This is a genomic window from Alteromonas sp. 4NS20-0143 (assembly GCF_057542855.1).
Map to the genome: position 1 here is coordinate 530,899 of NZ_BAAJLR010000002.1, position 20,497 is coordinate 551,395.

At 44.5% G+C, this 20,497-nt stretch carries 20 protein-coding genes and 1 tRNA gene; 7 read left to right on the top strand and 14 right to left on the bottom strand.

The genetic code is table 11. The features are described from left to right. Window positions 1–24 precede the first annotated feature (24 nt). Together AC27HD_RS06045 and msrA are read right to left on the bottom strand one after the other, a co-directional pair. A complete protein-coding gene (locus AC27HD_RS06045; RefSeq protein WP_487104455.1) occupies window positions 25–2,199 on the bottom strand; it encodes a S46 family peptidase in 2,175 nt (724 codons plus the stop codon). Between the two features lie 166 nt (window positions 2,200–2,365). After that, window positions 2,366–2,965 (bottom strand): peptide-methionine (S)-S-oxide reductase MsrA, encoded by a 600-nt coding sequence (gene msrA / locus AC27HD_RS06050; protein WP_487104457.1) that lies wholly within the window; start codon window positions 2,963–2,965, stop codon window positions 2,366–2,368. A 301-nt stretch (window positions 2,966–3,266) separates the two neighbouring features. Between msrA and srmB the strand changes: the two genes are divergently transcribed. From srmB to hemW, 3 genes are all read left to right on the top strand, one after another. Beyond that, the gene (gene srmB, locus AC27HD_RS06055; RefSeq protein ID WP_032096419.1) at window positions 3,267–4,526 is read left to right on the top strand and encodes an ATP-dependent RNA helicase SrmB; all 1,260 of its coding nucleotides are present in this window, start codon (window positions 3,267–3,269) and stop codon (window positions 4,524–4,526) included. Between the two features lie 232 nt (window positions 4,527–4,758). Continuing rightward, a complete protein-coding gene (gene rdgB, locus AC27HD_RS06060; RefSeq protein WP_032096418.1) occupies window positions 4,759–5,361 on the top strand; it encodes an RdgB/HAM1 family non-canonical purine NTP pyrophosphatase in 603 nt (200 codons plus the stop codon). Further along, complete coding sequence (gene hemW / locus AC27HD_RS06065) at window positions 5,354–6,493, top strand: radical SAM family heme chaperone HemW (RefSeq protein WP_487104460.1); 1,140 nt, start codon at window positions 5,354–5,356, stop codon at window positions 6,491–6,493. The genes rdgB and hemW overlap by 8 nt, the downstream gene beginning before the upstream one ends. Before the next feature lie 111 nt (window positions 6,494–6,604). Here hemW and AC27HD_RS06070 read toward each other — a convergent pair whose 3' ends face one another. The 9 genes from AC27HD_RS06070 to AC27HD_RS06110 form a co-directional block, all read right to left on the bottom strand. After that, window positions 6,605–7,411: a YggN family protein gene (locus AC27HD_RS06070; protein ID WP_052010211.1), complete on the bottom strand. Its 807-nt coding sequence runs from the start codon at window positions 7,409–7,411 to the stop codon at window positions 6,605–6,607. A gap of 161 nt (window positions 7,412–7,572) precedes the next feature. Continuing rightward, the gene (locus AC27HD_RS06075; RefSeq protein ID WP_487104705.1) at window positions 7,573–8,088 is read right to left on the bottom strand and encodes an Lcl C-terminal domain-containing protein; all 516 of its coding nucleotides are present in this window, start codon (window positions 8,086–8,088) and stop codon (window positions 7,573–7,575) included. A gap of 76 nt (window positions 8,089–8,164) precedes the next feature. Beyond that, a complete protein-coding gene (locus tag AC27HD_RS06080; RefSeq protein ID WP_487104462.1) occupies window positions 8,165–9,967 on the bottom strand; it encodes an Lcl C-terminal domain-containing protein in 1,803 nt (600 codons plus the stop codon). A gap of 104 nt (window positions 9,968–10,071) precedes the next feature. Next, a complete protein-coding gene (locus AC27HD_RS06085) occupies window positions 10,072–10,560 on the bottom strand; it encodes a PAS domain-containing protein (RefSeq protein ID WP_032096416.1) in 489 nt (162 codons plus the stop codon). Then, window positions 10,560–11,555 (bottom strand): response regulator, encoded by a 996-nt coding sequence (locus AC27HD_RS06090; RefSeq protein WP_032096415.1) that lies wholly within the window; start codon window positions 11,553–11,555, stop codon window positions 10,560–10,562. Before AC27HD_RS06090 ends, AC27HD_RS06085 begins: the two co-directional genes overlap by 1 nt. A gap of 201 nt (window positions 11,556–11,756) precedes the next feature. Beyond that, on the bottom strand, window positions 11,757–12,467 hold the full coding sequence (locus AC27HD_RS06095) for an LrgB family protein (protein WP_032096414.1): 711 nt from the start codon (window positions 12,465–12,467) through the stop codon (window positions 11,757–11,759). Between the two features lie 4 nt (window positions 12,468–12,471). Then, window positions 12,472–12,834 (bottom strand): CidA/LrgA family protein, encoded by a 363-nt coding sequence (locus AC27HD_RS06100; RefSeq protein ID WP_032096796.1) that lies wholly within the window; start codon window positions 12,832–12,834, stop codon window positions 12,472–12,474. 206 nt (window positions 12,835–13,040) lie between these two features. Continuing rightward, on the bottom strand, window positions 13,041–13,370 hold the full coding sequence (locus AC27HD_RS06105; RefSeq protein WP_032096413.1) for a hypothetical protein: 330 nt from the start codon (window positions 13,368–13,370) through the stop codon (window positions 13,041–13,043). A gap of 222 nt (window positions 13,371–13,592) precedes the next feature. Then, the gene (locus tag AC27HD_RS06110) at window positions 13,593–14,402 is read right to left on the bottom strand and encodes an MbnP family protein (protein WP_032096412.1); all 810 of its coding nucleotides are present in this window, start codon (window positions 14,400–14,402) and stop codon (window positions 13,593–13,595) included. 437 nt (window positions 14,403–14,839) lie between these two features. Here AC27HD_RS06110 and AC27HD_RS06115 point away from each other — a divergent pair. After that, window positions 14,840–14,916, top strand: a tRNA-Ile gene (locus AC27HD_RS06115). A 210-nt stretch (window positions 14,917–15,126) separates the two neighbouring features. Beyond that, window positions 15,127–15,681 (top strand): hypothetical protein, encoded by a 555-nt coding sequence (locus AC27HD_RS06120; protein WP_032096411.1) that lies wholly within the window; start codon window positions 15,127–15,129, stop codon window positions 15,679–15,681. Window positions 15,682–15,779: 98 nt separating this feature from the next. Here AC27HD_RS06120 and AC27HD_RS06125 read toward each other — a convergent pair whose 3' ends face one another. Further along, on the bottom strand, window positions 15,780–16,235 hold the full coding sequence (locus AC27HD_RS06125) for an MBOAT family protein (protein WP_235207779.1): 456 nt from the start codon (window positions 16,233–16,235) through the stop codon (window positions 15,780–15,782). Between the two features lie 240 nt (window positions 16,236–16,475). Between AC27HD_RS06125 and AC27HD_RS06130 the strand changes: the two genes are divergently transcribed. Further along, the gene (locus tag AC27HD_RS06130) at window positions 16,476–17,075 is read left to right on the top strand and encodes an HvfX family Cu-binding RiPP maturation protein (protein WP_032096794.1); all 600 of its coding nucleotides are present in this window, start codon (window positions 16,476–16,478) and stop codon (window positions 17,073–17,075) included. A gap of 74 nt (window positions 17,076–17,149) precedes the next feature. Here the strand turns inward: AC27HD_RS06130 and AC27HD_RS06135 are convergent, their stop codons facing one another. Beyond that, window positions 17,150–18,235: a mechanosensitive ion channel family protein gene (locus tag AC27HD_RS06135; protein WP_032096408.1), complete on the bottom strand. Its 1,086-nt coding sequence runs from the start codon at window positions 18,233–18,235 to the stop codon at window positions 17,150–17,152. A 340-nt stretch (window positions 18,236–18,575) separates the two neighbouring features. Between AC27HD_RS06135 and AC27HD_RS06140 the strand changes: the two genes are divergently transcribed. Then, window positions 18,576–19,448, top strand: a complete 873-nt coding sequence (locus tag AC27HD_RS06140) for a LysR family transcriptional regulator (protein WP_235207806.1) — start codon at window positions 18,576–18,578, stop codon at window positions 19,446–19,448. Here the strand turns inward: AC27HD_RS06140 and AC27HD_RS06145 are convergent. Then, the gene (locus AC27HD_RS06145) at window positions 19,445–20,413 is read right to left on the bottom strand and encodes an L-threonylcarbamoyladenylate synthase (protein WP_487104467.1); all 969 of its coding nucleotides are present in this window, start codon (window positions 20,411–20,413) and stop codon (window positions 19,445–19,447) included. The genes AC27HD_RS06140 and AC27HD_RS06145 overlap by 4 nt on opposite strands. Between the last annotated feature and the right edge of the window lie 84 nt (window positions 20,414–20,497).

A 20,497-nucleotide genomic window follows, 5' to 3' on the forward strand; every position in this document is an offset into this window, starting at 1 on the left:
CTAACGTCCTTTTACTTAATCTTCTTACCTAACAACTGTCATTTCTTCAATTAAGTTGTTTGCCCCATCTACATACTCCATTACCCACAGCATATAGCGGGTATCGACGTGGATAGTGCGAGTAGTTTTAGGGTCGAAGTCCCAATCTGAGTTAACACTCTCAAAGGTTCCATCAAACAATAAACCAATTAATTCGGCTTTCGAATTTAAAGTAGCAGACCCTGAGTTACCGCCTGTAGAATCTAAGTCGGTTAAAAAGTTAACTGGAACGCTGTTTATATCATCCAATTTATACGTGCCATACTTCGACTCATTGATGAGTGAAAGCTGTTTTTTAGGTGAATTAAACGGCGTTTCGCCTGTGTCTTTCTCAGTAATCCCTTCAAGACGGGTGAAAGGCTCGTAGATAAGGCCATCTTTAGGCGAACCGCCCATTACGTTACCGTAAGTCACACGCAATGTGCTGTTAGCATCTGGATAAGCCAAACTTCCCATCGACTTCTGCCATTCAATAATTGCCTTCATGTATTTAGGGCGAAGCGCTGTGGCTTTGCCGCTTAAGGTTTTGCTTTGATCTTCAATACTCATTTCAGTATCGAAAAGGGCAACGGCCAATTTAATGAATGGGTCATCACTTTTTTCAAAGTCTTCACGGCTGGCAGTGAGCCATGACAGTCGAGTTTCAGAGTCAGTTAATGAGGTATTCTCGTAAAACGCCTTCAATGTTTTCTGCAGTGTTTGGCTGTCTGTAGAGCCGTCAATACCAACCGCTTCGTCAAATGCAGCAACGCGATTTTCTTCAGGTTGCTCTAGATACATGCTGATCATTTTTTGCCAAACGGCTTGATCAACAACCGGATCGAAACGACGCTCTATTCGCTCCATTCCTTCTTTTAAACGAATTTGATCCCGTTCTTGAAATCCAGATTCACGCTCAGCATCTGGCTTTTCACTCTCAATAGCATTGCGATATAACGTCTGCGCAGACGACAGTAACTGAGCGCGATTCAAGTTGTTGTACCAAAAGTTTTGCTTATTCATTTGCATCTGCTGTTCGCTTACCGCGTCTAGTTCAGCTAGCGCCTGCTTAAGTTCGCTTTTGTCATTTTTATCAAGCCAAGCCGACAGCTGTGCTTCGCGCTCAGCACGACGTGGTACTAATCCTACTCGTTTGGCGCCAGATAGCTGGCCTAATGTGTTCTTATGGAAGTTGTTTAAACCGGCAAGAGTCGCTTCGTATTTAATACGCGCGTCGCTTCCTTCTTCTGACGCTTTTTCGATAGTATCAATCCACTCGCCTACTAAATCTAAATAGGTGGGGTACAACCAATCGAATGTGTAAGACACACGGGACAAACGCGCATAGCGATTTGTTGAGCCGGGGTATCCCGCTGCCATAACAAAGTCGCCGTCGCTAAGCCCTGCGGCAGACACTTTTAAGAAATGTTCTGGCTTAAATGGTACGTTCTCTTCACTAAAATCGGCTGGCTTACCGTCTTTACCCACGTAAGCACGATAGAACGAAAAGTCGCCCGTGTGACGAGGCCACATCCAGTTATCGATATCACCGCCATATTTCCCAATGGAATCTGCAGGTGCATACGCAATGCGAACATCGCGTATTTCCATTTGTTTAATAAGCTTGTATTCAAGGCCTTGGAAAAATGACGGCACTGAGCAGCGGAAACCCGGTTGTGACTCACATTCGGTGATCAATGCTTTACGGTTAGCTTCGATAGCATCGAAGCGCGCACGCCCTTCTACCGACTCTTTTATACCACCAGTTACTTTATCTGTTACGTCTTCAAACCCAACGGTAACAAACATACGGGTGCCAGGTGCAGCAGGCAGCTCTTCATTCATTTGCTTGGCAAGAAAACCATCTTCTAAATAGTTGTTTTCAGGCGTGCTGTTGTATTGCACAGACCCTCTTGCACAATGATGATTAGTAACCGCCAAGCCTTTATCCGACACAAAAGACGCTGAACAGCCACCAAGCGACACAATGGCGCCCATGGGGAATGCCGTTAAGTCGTTAATACTTTCAGCAGGAATGGCCAGCCCAGTTTGCTTTAGCTCGCTAGCTATTGATGGTAATTGCTCTGGCGTGAACATGCCTTCTTTGGCATTTACGTGCAACGCGGCTCCAGCTGCACCAATAAATGCAGTTGAAATACATAACGCTTTTATTTTTGACATAGATTTTCCTTTTTATTGCCAATAGACGGTGTGATGAGCCGCCTTAAAATTCCGTGAGATAAAGTAACTGGCTACACACAGTTTAGTATTTTTGCATTGTCGCAAAAGCGTCAGCATATAGTGAGCACACAATTGTTAACAAGTGTAACCAAAGGCGTTGAAGTACTTAGTGCGTGACAGCATCACCCCAAATTTCTTCTAAGCGAGCGTCGCGGCCACAACCCCAGCGATACGTTGCATAACGGATTGGGCTTTTTTTGTAGTAGTCCTGATGATAGCTTTCATTGCCTTTGATGGGGTAAAAGGTTGAGGCGTTGAGAATAGGTGTAACCACCTGCTGATTTGGAAACTGGCTAATAACCGCCTGCTTAGATTTTTCTGCCAGCATGCGCTCACTCTCGTTTTTCACAAAAATGGCACTGCGGTAGCTAGGTCCTTTATCACAGAACTGGCCTTTGTCATCAAATGGGTCGATGTTTACCCAGTAATGGTCCAAAATATCTTGATAACTCAACACGCTAGCGTCGTAAGTGATCAACACGGCTTCGTAATGACCTTGATGATTGCCACTATACGTTGGATTTTTAAGTTTTCCCCCAGTGAAACCTGAAATAACGTCAGTTACCCCTTCCAATGTTTCAAAGTCTTTTTCCATACACCAAAAGCAGCCACCTGCCAGTATGGCTTGTTTCGTTTTCGCAGCCATTGCTAAAGGACCATAAAAAAGTACGGCACATGATATTGCCAACGTAAATATTTTTTTCATAACAGCATTTTACCTATTTTGAGATGCTCTTTTGTTTATCTATTTTCAAACGCTTAGGTGTGTTGACCTAGCCTGCTTTGCGTTTGTAATTGCATTTTTATCTGTAGTTGAGTCTATACGGTTAAAACAAAATCGCGGTTTTAATTTAGCGCTAGCAACTTTACCATTGCAATTGATGCAAAACGCGTAAACGAGAACGAAAGGGAATGCAGAGATAATCTCATTTCCTGTACAGTTTTTTTCTGTGTTTCGACGCATCAATGCTACAATACACCCCATTCATTTTAAGCGTTTTTATACTATGACTTTCGAAGAACTCGAATTAGACGAAACTCTCTGTCACGCCGTGGCCGATATGGGTTATGAAACCCCAACTAATATTCAAGAATTGGTTATTCCACTTGCCATGGACGGACGAGACATTTTAGCGTCTGCACCCACCGGTACCGGAAAGACAGCGGCATTCTTGCTGCCTGCGTGTCAATTTTTGCTGGATTACCCGCGTAAGCAACCCGGCGCTACGCGTATATTAATTCTAACGCCCACTCGTGAACTTGCCCTTCAGGTATACGAGCAAGCTAAAAGTTTTACCAAGCATACGCAACTAATCTGTGGTGTTATTACTGGCGGTATTAACTATGGCACCGACAAAGAAACACTAAGCCAAAACTTAGATATTCTTGTAGCCACACCGGGACGCCTTTTAGAGCATATCGAAAAAGAAACGGCTGACTGCCGTGATATTGAATGCTTAATTCTTGATGAAGCTGACCGCATGCTCGATATGGGCTTTTCTACCGTGGTAAATCAAATAGCCACTGAAGCTCGCTGGCGCAAACAGAACCTGCTTTTCTCAGCAACGTTAGAAGGCGCTGGGGTAAGAAACTTTGCGAAAGACATCTTAATTAACCCTGAAGTTGTTGAAGCAAATCCATCGCGCAAAGAAAAAAATAAAATACACCAGTGGTATCACCTTGCCGATGACTTCGCTCATAAACAAGCGCTGCTTATTCACATTCTTAAAGAGCAAGTGACTACTGCAGTTGTGTTTGTAAAAACACGAGAGCGTTTGCAGATGCTTAAAGACGTGCTTGCGTCTAAAGGAATCAATGTTTGCTGGCTTCAGGGCGAAATGCCGCAAGACAAACGAAACGCCGCATTAGCGCGTTTTAAAAGCGGTGAAGTGCCTATTTTACTTGCCACCGACGTTGCGGCACGTGGAATAGACGTACCCGATGTAAGCCATGTGATTAATTTTGATATGCCACGCAAAGCCGATATTTACGTGCATAGAATAGGAAGAACCGGCCGCGCTGGCGCAAAAGGTACTGCTATTTCACTGGTAGAAGCCCACGACTTTGCCATGGTTGCAAAAGCTGCCCGTTATATGGAAGAGCCTATTAAAGGGCGAGTTATCGCCGAGCTTAGACCTAAAAACAAAACGCCCAAAATTACTGCCAAAAAGAAAAAGGTAGCAACAAAGAAAAAGACAAGGCCGAAGAACAAAGCGAAAGCAAGGGCGAGTTCAAAAGCAAAGTCAGCTGGCAAAAAAGCCAAGTAAGTCAGAGGTTGTTAAGCACTGCTAGGGTATCTAAAAAGGGTATCTGACAAGGGCATCTAATTTGTGCAATTAAATTGAGCCATTAAGTTTAATCATTAAATTTAATGGCTATGGCTAGAAACAAAGCTAGCTGTCAGATTGTACAATGAAAAAGTGCCCCTTAGTGCCCGCTGTTGACTCAGTTCACTTGGTCCACTGACTGTGGCAAACCTATTCAACTCAGAGTAATGATATGACATTTCCCCAAAAAATTGTTTTAGCCTCGGGTAATCAAGGCAAGGTACGTGAATTCACCTCTCTTTTTGCTGAATACGGCGTAGACGTAGTTGCACAAAAAGAACTGGGCGTTGAAGACGTACCAGAAACAGGTACCACCTTTGTAGAAAATGCCATTATTAAAGCGCGCCATGCAGCTCAGGTAACGGGTTTGCCCGCTATCGCAGACGACTCTGGGTTGGTAGTTGATGCATTAGGCGGTGCTCCAGGCATTTACTCGGCTCGCTATGCTGGTGAAAACGCCAGCGACGGTGACAATATCGATAAGCTCTTGGCTGCCCTTGATGGCGAAGCAAAACGCAAAGCCCACTTTTTCTGCACACTAGTATTTATGCGTCACGCTGATGATCCAGTACCGCTTGTCAGCCAAGGCAAATGGCAAGGCGAAATTCTTAAAGCTCGCCAAGGCGACGGTGGTTTTGGATACGACCCCATTTTTAATCTACCTTCCCACGGCTGCACAGCGGCAGAGCTAGAAAGCGGCGAAAAAAATCGTGTTAGTCATCGCGGTAAAGCGCTGGCCATTTTACTTGATAATATGAGATCTGCTTTTGCGTAATCCACCTCTTAGTTTGTATGTGCATATTCCTTGGTGCGTACAAAAGTGCCCTTACTGCGACTTTAATTCACATGGATTAAAGTCGGCTTTGCCAGAAAAAGAATACGTGGCTCATCTACTCGATGACCTTGCAGAAGACGCCAAGTCTATTGGCGATAGGCAAGTAGATACCGTGTTTATTGGTGGCGGCACACCAAGCTTATTTTCTGCAGACGCAATGGCAGATATTATCGCTGGCATAAAAGCCCGGGTAAATTTAGCACCTGATGCGGAAATTACCATGGAGGCCAACCCTGGCACCGTGGAAGCTGGCAAGTTTTTAGGGTTTTATCAAGCTGGCGTAAACCGTATTTCTGTGGGAATTCAAAGCTTCCAACCGCAGCATTTAGCGGTGCTTGGCCGTATTCATAACGATGACCAAGCTATCAATGCAGTAAAGCAAGCGCACAGCGCTGGACTGCCTACGTTCAATCTCGACCTAATGCACGGATTGCCCCAGCAAAGCGTCGACAATGCTATGTCAGACTTAGATAAAGGCATCGCCCTTAATCCTTATCACCTATCTTGGTATCAGCTGACCATCGAGCCAAACACGCCTTTTTACTCTCGCCCTCCCGACTTACCCGATGACGACATACTGTGGGAAATACAAGAACAAGGGCACCGAGTGTTAGAAGCAGCGGGTTACCAGCAATATGAAATTTCAGCCTATGCAAAAGAAGGCCACCAGTGTCGCCACAATGTAAACTATTGGCGTTTTGGTGACTACTTAGGTATTGGCTGCGGGGCTCATGGCAAAATAACGGATATAGAAAGCGGGACGATAAAAAGGCTAGTCAAGGTGAAACACCCTAGAGGCTATATGGAAATGAGTCGCCCTTATATCGATACCACCACACTGGTAGAAGAAGACGATATTCCATTTGAGTTTTTTATGAATAGATTCCGTCTTTTAGAGCCCTGCCCTATCGACGACTATAGTGCGCTAACAGGGGTTTCAATAAGCGATGAGGTGAAATCTGCGCTAGATGATGCTGCGCAAAAAGGACTGCTAGACATTACACCGCATCACTGGCAGGTGACAGCTAAGGGCCGACGCTACTTAAATACGCTGCTTTCCTGCTTTGTGTAATAACATCCAAATGAGCCTGAAACAGGTTATACATTGTAGTGTCAAAAGCGGCAGTGTTAAAGGCGGAGCTGTGTAACGCGGCAGTTTGTTTGCAAAGCAGCAGCGCCGGGCTTACTCGTTAGCCGTTTGTGCTGTTTGCGAAGTAATAATGTTGTAGGGTTCAAACGCTGGAAGACTGGCTCTTAAGTTTTCCTCGGCAATGTCTAAACGCTTAAGCTTTTCACAAAACCATTCTGCTTTTTTACGCAGCGTCGTGGCCTTGTCGCCAACGTCTAAACCTTCACCGACCGTATTAAGCTGTCTTGTAATCGCCGCGACTTTCTCTTCATTCACTTCGCTGCTGTCGGTGTTAATACCGCTGATGGCTGAGAGAATACCGCCTACTGAGGTAGAGATCGCTTCTTCAAGCTGCGCCTCAATTTCACTGTCTACAAACTCATCGACGCTTTCTAGGGACCCAGGGCCAATAAAATAGTGATTACTGGCATGGCGAAACTTATCCTTCACTCTGCCTTGTACCCGCTTCATTGCGGTATTCAAGCGCTCGTAGCTGTCGTGATCGCTACCTACCAAGCCCAAGTAAACATGCTCGATAGTATCTATAGCCAAATCTACTCCTTCGGTGGCCAGCACTATCATTTTCGGCACTACATAATGCAGACCATTTGAATATTCACTAAGCCAAGCACGCTGCTCTTCATTAAGCGTTTGCCACCTGCCGTTAATAAAAAGCTGAGACTGTTCGTTAATTTGTACTACTGTGCGGGTTTTATCCATCACTCGCAATTGGTCGCTATTAACCGCAATGCCGTAGGCAAAATCGATGTTACAGGTATATTCAGCCTGCGTAGAAAAAGGCAGCCCTGCTAGCAAGCAAAGCAGTATCGAAATAGGTTTGAAACGAGGGAAATATTTCATAACGCTATTGTGGCTAGCTTACGACAAAATAAAAAGCCGTGTTGAGTTTAACGTGCTAAAAATCAGGTTGAACTTGAACTAGATTGGATAAAAAGAAAGCACATAAATCATTATGTGCTTTTCCATCGATAACTTTATCTGTTTTTGCTAAATGCAGATGTCTAATTGTCGGTGGTAAATGTTCTTACTAAGCGAACATAAATAAATCGGTCTTTTTCTTTAATCGAGTGGCTTGCATTAAAAAAGGCAACCACCCAAGCTCTATCAGGATCGTCAGCAGATGGTGTAGAAGTCCAAAAATCATCAGGGGGGGTGGCCGGGAAAAGCGAGCTATTCACAGCGGGTCTAACGCAGTCTCGCTCGGTAATCGAAGCAAGCTCTTTCACATTAGGTAAACGCCAGCCAAGCAAATCTTCGTCGCTTGCTTGATGGGCTAGTTGCAGCGCCTCTTGCCACGTGTACTTTATCGCTTCACCTTCGCAAGTTGAGCCGTTCCACGTTTGCCCTTCTGAGCAACGTCGCCATACAAGGTCGGTGGTAACATCAAGCAATGTACTGGTTGTTACCGCAGTAAAGTTGTCATTAGGGGTGGTTTCCAGGCCATCTGACAAACACTCTTGCGCTAGCGCCACGCTGGGAGTAATGCATAGCGCCGCTAACAGACATGCACCAGCCATCTTGGCGTTTAATGTGCTGTTTATGGCTGCAGCAGCTTTTGTCATAAAGGTGTTTTTTATAGGTAGTTTCATCACATTATCTCCCTGCTCTCACTAAACGTACTTTCGCTGCCGTGGACTTATTGAGAAAATTATCAACACCCGAGTCAAAATCTAACGCCCATGAATTTTGTGCATCATCACTGTTTACACCGTCTGCGCTTGGCACTGACGACCAATACCAAAGAGGCGTGCTCGATGGAGCCCCCGTATTAGGAAAATAGTCTTCATCTATCGCTACCCCGCTAACGTCGCCAAGATGCATAAGCGAAAAGAGCTCTTTGTGTGTGGGCATACGCCAATCGAAAAAGCCGCACAAACCTTGTGAGTTAACCTCGGCAACATAAGCCGTAGTATTACAGTTTGTGAGCAGGCATGTTGCGGCCATGCCCACTTGGTCGCCTTCAAAACCGCCGTTAACTTCTTCGCTATACCAAGAGTAGGTAAAGTTTACGTCGCGCACCGAACCGTCATCGGTTTTTACTTCCCATACCAAGCCGGTTACGTTGTCGCGAACGCAAGACCATGTTTGGGCATCAGCGTCTTGCTCATCGCCGTTTGCGTTTAAGCGGGTAAAATCAAAACCGGCTTTTCCTCTGCCTGCTTTTTCTATTAACCCGTTTTGCTCAATAATATCAGAGCCGCGCTGACCGTCTTGGCCAGGAAAGTCGTTTTGCTGTACTTGGGTTAGCGCATTATTGGTGGCTTGTTGTAAAAAACCAGTGTCGTTGACTAACGCAGTGGGCATGGGTTGAATACGTACCGAAATAGAATCTTCAACACTGTTGCTATTGGCATCGGTTACTGTAAGCGTATACGTCACTACTGTGGCAGACGATACCGCAGGGGCAATGGCGAAGGTAGATAGCGCATCACTATCGTCAACAGCTTTTATACTTACCGATGTGCTCGCTGGGTCGCTATTGTTTAAGTCAGAGCCAGTCGCGCCAGACAAAGAAGAGGTCGCAATACTGCTGCGCTCCCACGAGTATTGAAGCGGCTCTGCCGCCGGAATACTGGTACTCGCTTGTCCATTCAACACAATAACTTCACCACTAAATACGCCTTGCGAAAAGCCGGCGTTAGCTTCTGGTAACGTTTCGGCCTCAGACTGAATAGACAAACTCACTGAAGCGGTGTCGTTCGCCCCTTCGCTATCAACCACTTCTAGCTGGAATTCGAGGGTCTGTGGAGCGTTTGCAATAGGCGTAGTGATACTCAACGTAGATAAATTGGTTTCCACACCCGTGATGACATTGGTTCCGCTAGTTTGCGACCACGTATAGCTGGCTATAGCGTTTGTATTTGCTGGCGCATCAGCATCACTGCTGCCAGAACCGTCTAATACAATATTCACACCGCCTGGAAAATTATTGGCTGGCAAACCACTCCACTGCGGAACAGAAATATCTGCCACAGGGTCGATGTTAATAGGCGCAACTGTGATGATAGTGGCATCGCTGGTTGAATTACCGCTAGCGTCATTTACCGCCAACGTAATGGTATAGCTGGTGCTTTCATTTACCGAAGGAGCGATAAAGCTCGCTGAGGACGTGGATGTATCGTCATGGGTAATATTAAGGGTCGGCGACGCAGTCCAATTATAGGTATAGGTACCGTCTCCACCAGTTACGCTGCCGCTTAATGTATAAGTAACCCCTTCTGTAACGGTGGCGTCTGGCCCTGCATTTACCGCCAGAGCACTGTTGCCTGGACTGCTGTTGGAATCGGAGCCACCTCCGCCGCATGCACCTAAAATAAAGACACCACAACACACAACAAAAAATCGTGTCGCGGCAGTAAAAAAGCGAGGAGAATGAATAAAAGGCGTTACTTGCATAAAAGCTCCAATAGCACGACAACCTATTTGCCGTGCTTTTAAAAAACAGTATGTTTTAAATTACTGAGGGGAGTAAGGAATGAGGTGATGCAGTTGCGTTAACGCTAGAGTATTCTTTTCGACTCCTGCGCCTCTGACACCGATACCTGCAACGATTCTAATTGCTTTTTCCCTACTGCCACATCAGTCATGTCATAAATCATCATACTGATGTAATCCACTTTACCCGTTGCCGAAGTCAACGGTGAAAGCGTGATGTTTTGATACATATATGGCTCACTACCTGTAATCGGCCGATAGTTGGGAAACTTAAACAAATAGGGGCGTTGCTCCCATGTCATAAATGCACGGGTTTTCAATTCAAACACTGGCTTGGCTTTTTTCATAAACCAGTCTTTTTTGATGGCAGGAAATAGCTCAAATAACGATTTGTCTCTTACTTCGCTAGGCAGCATTCCGCTGTGGCTTTCCATAAAACCGTTCCACACCTGCACAGAAAAGCTTTTATCTAACACCACAATACCCACATCAACGGTTTGCAGCATATCCATCATCCAATGGAATTCTAATAAATCGTCGAGATTCTGATTCATTAAAAGTCCTCCAGCAAATGGGCGAGTTTTGAATTCATCATTTTCATCGATTCCTCAGTGAACAGCAAAATGAGATCGCATTGAACGTTGTAGCCCTCAAGGCCATAGCTTAATTCAATGGCAAGCGTTCGCTTCCACTTAATTTGGTTCATACTGATGATTTCGGTAATCGCGCGGTGTTGACCAAGTACAATGGGATGCCCTTGGCTGAAATTAACATCCATCTGATTTGCCAGCCCGCTGAGACAGGTGCCAATTAAAATACTGGCAGCGTCCATCAATAGTTCTAATTGAAGCTGGTCGTCTACCTCACCTTCTACATTTAATATTTTGGCCACGTCGTCGAAGCTCGAATCACTTAAAATACACAGCGCTTCGCCGCTGATACCTGGGCCTAAAAAGCCTTGGCAAACCGCGGTGACTTCTTCATGACTTTCTATATCTGACAGCATCATATGAAGTTCAGACACTTCAATGAGATTGACGTTGGGAATGGGTAATTCAACAAATACGTTCATGGTTCTGGCTAGGTGGTCGCCCGCTTGGCCCATGGCTATATTAGTAATCTCTTGGTAGCAATCGCGAATATCGGGGTCAAGAGGAGTAACCTCATGCACCTCTTCCTCTTCAGCATGCAGGATATTATGTTTATCTAATACCTCGGCAAGCGCCTGAGGGTCGACGGGCTTGCGAATAAAATCTAACGCACCAAGCGAGATTACTCGGTCACGGGCTTCAGGCTGAATATCACCAGACACCACAATAACCTTAGTTTTAAGCCCCTGCTTTTGAATCGCTTCTAAGGTGCCGTACCCATCAAGTACGGGCATATTTAGGTCGAGTAGAAGCAAATCGCCTTTACCGGCGGTAAGGGACGCAAGCCCCTCTTGGCCATTTTTAGCAAAGTGCACAGCAACGTCCCAATCTTGGGGAAGGCACTTAGCCACTTGCTTTCGTGCAACTAATGAGTCATCACAAACGAGTACGGAAAACATTAAGCTTTTATACCACCTAATTTAAGAAACCAGTTTTCACCGACGTTATCAATTACTAACTAATGTAACCGTATCGGCAGAATAACAGCAAACTGAAACGCGCTTTTGCATAAGCGTATAATGATATGAAATACATCACTAAGAAATAGCACTTTTGGGGAATATTGCCAACGATAGCACCAAATTAATGCTGTTGGGGCTTTATAACACTATGCTGAACATAAGGGGGAGAATAAAAGCGGTAAATAAGCCGTTAATGCAAAGCCCAAGCGTTGCCATTGCGGTTACCTCCTCGCCCATGTGAATAGCTTTGGCCGTGCCTACTGCATGGGCCACTGTACCTAGAGCGATGCCCTGAGCTTCTGGGCTTGTTACGCGGCACAACAAAAAGACCGAGTTGGAGACCACCGCTCCCACAATACCCGTGGTGATAACAAAAACAGCCGCCAGTGCTGGTATGCCGCCAATTTGAGCTGTGGCTTCCATGGCCAGCGGCGTAGTTATTGATTTAGCTAACATGGTGAGCTGAAGCGCAACGGGCGAACCCAGCGCATACAATGTAAACCACGCTAACAAGGGCGCCAACACACCGCCTACCGCAATACTGGCAAATAGTCGCCAGCCGTAATGCCTTAACTTTTGCCACTGCTTAAAAATAGGCAGCGCTAAAGCAACGGTTACCGGCCCTAATAACCAGTGCAACAGCGATACCGATTGTTGATACTGAGGCACACTCATATTACTGAATAAAAGCGCGAGCCCCACCAGCGATACCGTAATTACCAATGGGTGTGATGCGGGATGGCCGTTAAAAAACAGGTTCACTTTTACGCTAATGACGTAACAACACAGGGTAACGGGTAACCATATAAGGCCACTTACGGTAAAGGTATTGAGGATCGCATCTATCATTGCGCTACATCGACTTCTTTTTCATTAGTTTATTCGCTACCCACGCCGTTAACCCCAAGCTTAATGCTGTGGTGCCCCCAATCGCTACAGCCAGCGCCATCGCATTAGCTTCAATATCGCTCCAATACATACCGACTCCCAATACGGCGGGAACAAAAAGTACAGACATGTGCTTGAGTAAAGGCTGCGCCACTAATGTGGTGTGTGTTTCAATGTTTGGAAAGGCGAAAAGCAAAGAGAGCAATAATACCAACCCTAGTAACGGGCCGGGAATGGGCAGACCGAGGGAAGCTGAAAGAAATACCCCGCCGTAATAGGCGAGTAAAATAGCAAAAGCGCCAATGAACGTATTTTTAAGCTGAAGCATTTTCGCCTTTCGTCTCTTTGATATTGATTAGCAAGTGTATTCTCATACTAGCATGCTGAAAAGCGCGACAAAGGTCTTACTAATAAATGATCACCACGCGTTAGTTAATGATGAATGCTGCAAAGTGAGGCGTCAGAAACAAGTAAGGGCTAGATAAACTAGCCCTTACTTTTAAAATCAATACTTGCTAAAAACTCACTATCGGCCTAGAAGAAGCTGTCTTGGTGAATTTTAATAAACATGCTGGTGCCAACTTTCGAGTAGTCTATTTTGTACTCTTTTCCGTTAAGGGTTTGGATGAACACCAATGTTTTCTCATCGCCAAACACGTCGCTCATCGTCACGTCCACAAGCTCCATATCCATCATTTTGGCATCGCGCTTGTTCTCTGGCACTTTGCCTTCGTACTGCTTAATACCTTTATAGGTAACAATAATCGGCGGATGCTCGTCTCCATTAATGACCAGTAAGTCTAGCTTTCGAATTTTATGAATAATGGTGTTACGGCCACTTGTAATAAAGGCTCTTTCTGTCATTTTTATCTCCGCGACAGCGCACCTGCTGTATAAGGCAATGCAATGTTAAAATTATTATAAGTTTACCACTAATCACATGCGTAGCACATAAGCAGTAAGCTCTTGCTTTGACTAAAGTATAAACATAAAACGAATAAAACAGGCAAATAAATACGACTTTTTGTCGCATTTTGCCTACTTTCGCTGCAACTACTGCCTCTTTTCTATGTTTATCGCGCTAATTTAGTGCCATTTTATCCATGGGCGGTATACCAAGTTGTTGATCAGCTTCTTGCACGGCGCAATTTCAGATGACGCAAACTTGCAGTCGTCTACCTCGTTTATATCTAACTGAGCAAATATATTAGACACTGAAATATCAATGTCTAGGTCGGTATCTAGCTGTGTCATGGGAAGTATAAACTCAACACGGTTAGTGAATGCACACGCCTCAACTTTCACCTCATCAATACCTGTATCCTCACACCCTGCATTACCCAAATGATAAGACCATGTCGATGACGGGTCACCGGCTTTTGATACGTCTAACCGCAAAAACATATGCCCGTCTAACTGGTTAGCAAACATAGACTTATCATTTATCGGCGAGGTCTGTTTATTAATGTCGGCGTGATTTTGCTCTAAAGGCAGCCCCATAGTGAAACGCAAGTTGGTTGACAACTTTAATAGCTCTTCGGAAACGTCTAATACAATCTTATTGTTCGCATCGCTTGGATTGCTGCACATGGTATGAAATTTTAAAAGCGCGGTAGACGGCGTTTGCCATTGTGTTTGCTTAAACTTCACTCGCTGCCATTTCCCGTCAACCCGCACCTCTGGCTTACTCAAATAGAACCCAAAGTAGTCGATATTCCATCTGTCGTTTCCGGCGCGCACAATGACGGGACAGGCATCAGTTTCAACGCCCACTAGTTTAAACGGTATTTCACCAGCTTCTCTGCTGCCAAAGCTCCCCATATCACAACCACTCAATGACAAGGTGGCAGTAAACAATAGAGCTAGTAAAGAAGCAGAACGGGAATGCATGTTCATAACGGAGCGTTTATCCTGTAAAAAAAGAGATGAGACATCTAATAGACAAGCAATAAGGAAGTAAAGTTTAAAAAAAGCGTAGTCAATTAACCCAAGCGATTGTTTGCAGCCATGAGCTAATCGCAAACAGCCTTGAGCCAATCGACAACAGCCCTGAGCCAATCAAAAACAGCCCTAATAGTGCTGCTTTTGGCTGTAGCGAGTCAAGAAACTTAATAGGAGTAGAGAAATCTGCGCCCATCGCCAAAAGCTTTTCACCACATCTTGCGCTAATGTGAACAAAAATAAAGCAAACAATTCATAAAGCTATTGCCAAGGCGTGACAAGCCAAATAAAACTGCTTATACTTGCGGTCGCTTGAATATGTGAAGCTCATGTTGCTTTCAAACATAGCTTTGAATCACATAGTTAACGCAGCGCAATATACAATTCAAAATGGCCCAATAGCTCAGTTGGTTAGAGCATCCGACTCATAATCGGCAGGTCCCCTGTTCAAGTCAGGGTTGGGCCACCATTTTTTCCCAAAATATTCTATAAAGCTCAAACGCACTCAAAATTAAAAAGCTAACCCTAATTCCCTCTCGAATTTTGTCGAGCATATTGGATAAAGGCTGCGCAATGTGTGATTGAATTTATGATTGTTATCACATACTATTCTTAACTTGCACGACAATAATATAGAGAAGTACCTGTATAAAAGCTGTCTAAATAAAAGGATATAAATATGGAACATTTAAAGTTTTTATTAATTGGTTTTTTGATGGTTTTGTTAGCAGCATCGGGATGCGCTTCTAATCCGAAAGGCGCTTCGTTTGAACAAGCACCTGATACCGTATCTCCAGATCAAGCACGAATTACGATTTATCGTGATTCCGACGCCTATGCGGCCTCTTTTTCTTGGCTTGTGGCTCAAAATGTAAGTCAGCAAAGTCCTAAACCGCTCGCGGTAATCTCTAGAAATACTTACTATCGTTTCGATACAGCTCCTACACGAATTGAGCTATTGGCAGATTTACAGAAAAGCCCAATATATACGCCCGTATCTCCGCTTGCTGCGGTAGCCGGTGTAATTTCTGCTGCTGAAGCAAAAAACACTAACGATAAAATTGATTATGTCGCGCTTCATGATTTTGAAGCAAAGCCTGGACAAGAATATTACTTTAAGCTTGAGTTTAAAGACGCAATGCTAGATCCAAGCCCTTATCTTGTGCAAGTGACAGGTAAACAAGCTATGAACGATCTTAAGAAGTCAAAAATGGCATTATTACCGAAGACATAATTCCGCTATTTTTTGCTTCAAATGAAACGATAAATTCTGGACTGCAGACATCATTAAGGTTCTCAGTCCCTAGCACGTAAAACTCAACAAACGTGAAGTTAGCTGTAAGCCTGCACAAACACTCCATCAAGCAACGAGGTCAACAAATAACACGCAACTATTATCGCTACATTGAACAATGCACGAATGGCCCACGGGAAGTTAGCGTATTGAAGATTCAGTTTGCTTGTGACTAAAACTGCTGCCCCCATCACTGCAAACCAAGGTGTAAAAAAGAATATAGCGTGCCACTTAAGCAAGGTAACCGCTAGGTCGTGAAGCGCTCCGCTTACTGCAAAAGTTATCATTATCGTTAGCCACTGCGGTAGCCATTTTGATAGTGGCCGCATTACGTATCGCGATAAATAGTAGCTCCATATCGGATTCCAATACCGCCAAAAATGACTGAAAGATTTGGCCCCTAGAGAACGTGAAAGCATATTTTGCAAAGAGCCAGAAGCACCTAGTCCTAAGCCGGTTCTTTTCTTCACATATTGATTTAGTCTAATTGTCAAAACGAGTCTCTTTCTGAACGCAGTAAAAGTGTATAGATGTTCGTAACCCAGCCGCTGTGTACTCCACTATATGTATGCTCGCCCAAATAAGCACTCTATTTCGACAGCAATAAAAACTTCCAGTTAATGCGGCGAGATTTTTGGTATTTCTCCTTCTTTAAAATGACTTTCTACAAAACATGAAATTTATTGGCACGTATAGCGTTCTTATTTAAAAATTCACATTTAAGGTTTATCGCCGTGCTCATTTCAAAATACGACAATACTGTTAAGCGTTTACACCATTTCGATGGGGTAGCATTACTATTAATAAGGCTTTATCTAGCGCCAGTTATGATTCAGGCCGGTTGGAATAAAGCCAGCAGCTTTTCAGGAATAGTAGATTGGTTCGGTAATGAAGATTACGGTTTGGGGCTACCCTTTCCATTTGTGCTTGCGCTACTGGCTACAGCGGCTGAACTGGTTGGCGGCATCTTTCTTTTGTTTGGCTTGCTGACGCGATTAGTTAGCGTTCCTTTGCTAATAACCATGCTGGTGGCCATGGTAACCGTGCATGGAAAAAACGGCTGGCTAGCTATTTCTGATGCCTCTTCGTGGCTGGCTGATGGTACTATTTTGCTTAACGAGCGCATTATGGATGCTCCTGAAAAGCTAGATGCTGCCAAATCACTGCTTCAAACCCACGGCAACTACGACTGGCTAACTTCAAGTGGCAATATTGTGGTGTTAAATAATGGCATTGAATTCGCCGCCACCTATTTTGTTATGTTACTCGTACTACTTATTTACGGCGGCGGAAAATACGTGAGCGCCGATTACTTTTTAACAAGAAATAGGTAGCACTAACAACCTTGTTACCTATGGCTATTGGCTTACTCCTATTGCTGTTTTTATTCCCGGCCTTGTTGCTGCTTTTATTTTTGTTCTTGCTGCTGCTCCTGTTGCTGCTCTTGCTGAAGATTAATTGCAGCAATAGGAAATGGAATAACGATACCTTCTTCGTCAAAGCGCTTTTTAAGCAATTTAATAAACGCACTTTTAATAAAGAAGCGGTTGAAGTATTCACGGGTTCGCAGCATTACCGTAAGGTTAATGCTCGAACTATCGAAGGTATGAAAAAGCACAAACGGCTCGTAGGTATCTACTCCGTATTCATGGGTGTGCAGTGTATGTTTGGCTACCTCTAAACACACTCTTTCAACGTGATCTAGGTCAGAACTGTAATGCACGCCTAATTCCACAGGCACCGATAGCTCCCGCTCGGGATAGTAGTAATTAATCAACTTTGAATTAGACAGCTTACTGTTGGGCACAATAACAATATTGTTTGGTAGCATTCTTACCCAGGTTGAGCGCCAGCCAATCTTTTCAACAAAGCCTTGCTCGCCTGAATCTAGCTCTATGTAGTCACCTATTCGAATAGGCTTATCCATCACTAACTGAATGCCTGAAAAGAAGTTTTCAAGGGTAGGCTGCAGTGCTAACGCCACCGCCAAAGAGGTAATACCTAGTGATGCCACAATGGGCGTTATAGAAATACCCATAGCGCTTAAAATAATGAGAATGGCCAGAACAGCTAATACTGCCCGAAGCGCCCCACCGGCAATGGCACTGGTATTTTTAACTAAAGACGACTGGTCTTTGTAGCGACGTAGGGAATAGGTAAGAAAACGCTCTAAGAAAAGGAACAACGTGATGATAATGCTCGACTCAATAAGCACATTAAGTACTGTAAGCGTGCGTTCATCGTCTACTTTAAAAACAGATACCACGCTTTTTACAAGCAGTAAAAATATTACCCATATAGTTAGGCTAAGGGGTGCGTTTAAGGATAAAACAAGTACCCGATACATACCCGACATACTGCTAGTTTCGGAGCGAGCTTTTTCTTTCAAACGCACCAAAACAAGGCGTTTTACCAAAAAAAGAATGACAACAGCCAAGAATAAGCCGGCTATCGCTGCCAGCTGTTTGGGCTCTAACGTACTTGCTATGTCCATGTCAGCCTTGTCTCCCGCGTATCGCTGGCGTGTGCCACTTTAAACTACCTGCTCTTTTCAATAGCGTGGTTGCTTACTGGTCTAGTCATCCCCTAGTGCGCTGCAACTTTTGCGCCGTAAGTTTTAGGCTTATGCTATCGAGATGTTTTACCGGCTGTGCCATGCAAATGAGTCTGTCACCACAGGCACTTTCTACTAATTTTGAAAGGGCAAACGAGGAATAGAACTAACAGAATACTGCACCGTCTCATTTTTTGCGGTAGTATAAACGGCGTTAACCGTTAAATTTAACGCTAAATCAGAGACTTACTAAAGCTACGGAGATAACCTAGTGTCGAGAATGAATTATCATCATTTGTATTATTTTTGGCGCGTCGCGAATACAGGTAATTTAACCCAGGTAGCCAACGAAATTCACCTTTCACAATCGGCTATATCGGCCCAGCTTAAACAGTTTCAACAACACTTAGGTATAGAGCTTCTCACCCGCAAGGGGCGTTCACTTATTCTAACGCCCGAGGGCAAGCAGGTACTTGCCTACGCCGACGACATATTTTCGAAAGGCGAAGAACTAGAGAGTTTGATCAATAAGGGGCTACCCACTCAACATAGGCACGTTTCAATTGGCGTGTTATCGAACTTATCTCGAAACTTTGTAGAAAGTTTTACGCTACCGCTTATAAACGATAAATTTGCTACTTTCTCTTTGCAAACAGATAGCCTAGAAAACCTGCTCGATGGCCTTTCTAGCTTTAAATTCGACATTATACTCACCAATCACAATGTTGAATTAGGTCAGCAAAACGCCATATGGCACAGCGAATTAGTTTCCCGCCAAGCCATTGAAATTATTGGGCCTACTAAGCCTCAGCGAACCCGTAAGTTCCCCAATAGTTATGGGGATGCGACCTGGGTTCTGCCTTCTCAGAATAGTGAAATTCGCTCTGCATTTAGTATTGCTTGCGCCAAATTTCAATACACCCCCAAAATAAAGGCAGAAACCAACGACATGGCGATGCTTAGATTGTTAGCTCGAGATAGCGGCGCCTTTTCAATTATGCCTGAAGTGGTAGTTCGCGATGAAATTGCCAATGGCCTTTTACATATTCAACAAAGCCTGCCCGACGCCTACGAACATTTTTATGCCGTTACCCTATCGAAAAAACGGGTTTCTCCCCACGTTCAACAGTTGATTGAACAAACGAAAAGTTAGCCCAAAGCCACTACTCTGCTTACTCGATTATTCAGTGCAAACCACGAATCGGTATTAGGTAAGGCTTCAATATAAATACAACTCAGCCCCTGTTTATCTAATTCATGCAGTGCATCATAAAAGTCGCGACTGTATTGCTGAGGCGTTGAAGAAAGTTGAATGTAGTTTCTTTTTTCTAAAGGCCATGTGCAGGGTGAAAGAGCTATTAAGCCTTCGCCTTTGGTAAATCTCTTTTGCACTAGCGCGTTTTGGGAAAGCATCTTCACTGGCGTATTCGGCTGATAATGCTGTAAGACGCTGCCAGGTACAGTAAGGCCCTCATTGTTTTTGAAAGTGACTTCGGTCTGTAAGTCGCGTTTCAGGCTGTCGCGGTCGATAGGCCCAGGCCTCAATATGCAGGGCGTCTCTCCCGTTACATCAACAATGGTCGACTCAATACCCACTTCCGCCCTTCCTCCATCTACCACTGCGGCAATTCGTCCATGTAAAGACGTAAGCACGTGGGCAGCGCTAGTTGGGCTTATAAACTTGTATTTGTTGGCAGAGGGAGCAGCAAGCCCAACTCCCGCCGCGTTGATTAACGATAAGAAATCATCACTCGCTGGCATTCTCAGCACCACGGTATATTGCCCCCCGGTGACGGTATCGCTTACCCATGGCTGCTTTTTTAGTAATAGTGATAACGGCCCCGGCCAATATTTTTCAGCCAATAAATAAGCCCGCGATGGAATATCCCTAGCCCACTTTTTCATATCAGCAATATTGGCAATGTGAACAATAAGCGGGTTTGTGGCTGGCCGCGCTTTGGCTTTAAAAATGGCTTTCACCGCATCTTCGTTCGATGCATCGGCAGCAAGGCCGTATACCGTCTCGGTTTTAATAGCTACGCACTCACCTGCTTTAATAAAAGCGGTTGCCTGTGCTAAGTCGTTGGGAAAGTGAAGAATAGGGGTTGTAGGTTGCATGCTTCGTTATACAAAAATTCTGTTAGCGTAATGATCGCCCTCAATGAATATAAAATAAAATTCAAATTATCAAACAAAATCATT